Source organism: Streptomyces monomycini, from assembly GCF_022271435.1.
Classification (GTDB): domain Bacteria; phylum Actinomycetota; class Actinomycetes; order Streptomycetales; family Streptomycetaceae; genus Streptomyces; species Streptomyces monomycini.
In genome coordinates this window covers 1-2,163 of sequence record NZ_JAFIQY010000085.1, presented here as the reverse complement: position 1 = coordinate 2,163, position 2,163 = coordinate 1, and the positions used below count along the sequence as shown (strand labels likewise).

4 protein-coding genes are annotated in these 2,163 nt (G+C 68.1%); 1 reads left to right on the top strand and 3 read right to left on the bottom strand.

Annotation, left to right across the window (positions count from 1 at the left end; genetic code table 11):
* Positions 1-26 precede the first annotated feature (26 nt).
* Genes JXZ78_RS39950 through JXZ78_RS39940 form a run of 3 tightly spaced genes read right to left on the bottom strand, consistent with a single transcriptional unit; the run spans position 27 to position 1,301 of the window.
* Positions 27-416: a hypothetical protein gene (locus tag JXZ78_RS39950; protein WP_238783724.1), complete on the bottom strand. Its 390-nt coding sequence runs from the start codon at positions 414-416 to the stop codon at positions 27-29.
* Positions 410-847, bottom strand: coding sequence for an ATP-binding protein (locus tag JXZ78_RS39945; RefSeq protein ID WP_238783723.1), 438 nt, complete (start codon positions 845-847; stop codon positions 410-412). The genes JXZ78_RS39950 and JXZ78_RS39945 overlap by 7 nt, the downstream gene beginning before the upstream one ends.
* Before the next feature lie 46 nt (positions 848-893).
* Positions 894-1,301: an NUDIX hydrolase gene (locus JXZ78_RS39940; RefSeq protein ID WP_030021011.1), complete on the bottom strand. Its 408-nt coding sequence runs from the start codon at positions 1,299-1,301 to the stop codon at positions 894-896.
* Between the two features lie 110 nt (positions 1,302-1,411).
* Here JXZ78_RS39940 and JXZ78_RS39935 point away from each other — a divergent pair.
* The coding region (locus tag JXZ78_RS39935) for a GntR family transcriptional regulator (RefSeq protein WP_238783722.1) at positions 1,412-2,163 on the top strand (752 nt) is incomplete at its 3' end.

The following is a 2,163-nucleotide window of genomic DNA, read 5'->3' as shown; positions in this document are numbered from 1 at the left end:
CTTGAACCAGTAGAGAAAGTTGTAACTCAGGCTGGCGGGAGGGGCTTGAAGTCCTCTGTGCAGGCGGGGAGTACGGTGCCCTGGCGGTGGGCGAGGGGCAGGTAGATCACGGGGCGGATCGTCCAGGTGATGCGGGTGGTGGCCTGGGTGACGGTCACCGTGGAGGGCTGTCGGCGGAGCAGGGCTGACCTGGCCTTCATGCGTCCTTCGCAGAGCCAGGTCCAGGCTTCGCGTGAGGCGTCCGGGGAGAGGGCCGGTGTGATGGTGCGGAGGGCGACCGCTACCCACCGGTCGGCCTGGTGGGCCGAGTAGGCGTCGAAGGATGCGTGAAGGGCCGGCCTCTCGGTCGGGTTGGCGAGGTCCTGGGTCCAGCATTCGCACCAGTAGCCGCGGCGGGGCTTGTCGGTCTTCAGCATGGGTGGGCTCCTGGTCGGTTGCTCGTGAAGAGTTCGGCGGTGACGGTGTGGGCGCCCTGACTGCTGTGGACCACCACCCGGTGAGCGATCGCGTGGACCATGCCGAGCCCGCGGCCGTGCTCGGCCTCCTCGTCCTGGTCCTCCTGGTCCTCGACTTTCGGGAACGTGCCTGCGCCTCCGTCATCCGTGACCGACAGGGCGATGACTTGTGGGGTGACCGCGAGGGACAGATGGAAGCTGCCGGAGTCCCGCCCGCTGGCGGTGTGCAGGATCGCGTTCGAGCTCAGCTCGCTCACGATCAGTTCGGCGTCCTCGGCCAGCGGGGAATCGCGCAGTATGTCGCGGGTCCATCGGCGGGCCCGGCTCACCTCTTCCGGGGAACCTGGGCAACTGAGCCCCCAGACCTGGACTCTACTCGTATACTCGTGCATACAAGTTCCTTCGTGCTGGTAGGCCGCCATGTGCAGCGGGTTCGGGCTAGACGAGTTTCACGCCGTCATGGGCGCGGACGGCCGGCGGGGTCATGGCGTCGAGCGCGTCCAGGACGCGGATCGCGTAAGCCTCGTCGGCGAGTTCGGTGACTTCTTCGCGGGTGGCCCACCGCAGCGCGCGGGTTTCGTTCCCGGTGGTGGGGGTGCCGTCGGCGGCCCGGCAGCGGAAGACCAGAGAAACGATCAGGCCCGTCATGTTCTTGTAGACGCCGGTCAAGGTTGCCGGAAGCTCGATCTTGATGCCGGTCTCTTCGAGAACTTCGCGCTGAAGGGCTTCGGGGATGGTTTCCTCGCGTTCGAGGACTCCGCCCGGCGGTTCCCAGTGGCCGTTGTCGCGCCGCTTGATCAGGAGAGCCCGGCCCTGGTCGTCAACGATGACCCCGGCGACGCTCACGGAGTGCGGACGGTCGGTGCTCACGTTCCTCGGCCCCTTCGGATGGCTAGGCTCTCCACCGTAGCAACAGCACTCGCCCACTCGTCTAGATACCTAAAGGAGTAGTCCACGTGACGTCTCTTCCGAGCGTTCTTGGCGCTCTCGACCCCACGAGTGATCGTGCGGTCTTCCGGCAGATCGCCGATCAGCTGCGCGAGGCCATCGACCGTGGCCGGTTCAGGGAGGGGGAGAAGCTGCCCTCGGAAGCTGAACTTGTCGAGCACTACGGGGTATCCCGTATGACGGTGCGGAACTCCTTCTCGGTCCTCCAGGGCGAGGGCCTGGTCCACGCCGAGCACGGCAAGGGCGTCTTCGTCCGGCCGCGCCCGCCCGTCCGGCGGCTCGCCTCCGACCGGTTCGCCCGGCGCCACCGCGAGCAGGGGAAGTCCGCGTTCATCGTGGAGGCCGACGCCGCCGGCAGTCACCCGAAGGTGGACGGCCTGGAGGTCAAGGAGGAGAAGGCCAGTCAGGACATCTCCGCCCGGCTCGGCTCCGTGCGGCGCGTGCTCGCCCGGCGGCGCCGCTACCTGCTCGACGGCCGGCCGGTCGAGTTCGCCACCTCCTACCTCCCGCTCGACATCGCCCGCGGCACCCAGATCGCCGAACCCAACCCCGGCCCCGGCGGCATCTACGCCCGGCTGGAGGAGCTGGGCCACCACCTCGACCACTTCGAGGAAGAGATCCGCGCCCGGATGCCCTCACCTGCCGAGGTCAAGACGCTGCAACTGGCGTCCGGCGTCCCGGTCATCCACCTGATCCGCACGGCGTACGACACGGAGAAGCGGGCCGTGGAGGTCTGCGACACGGTGATGGCAGCGGACGC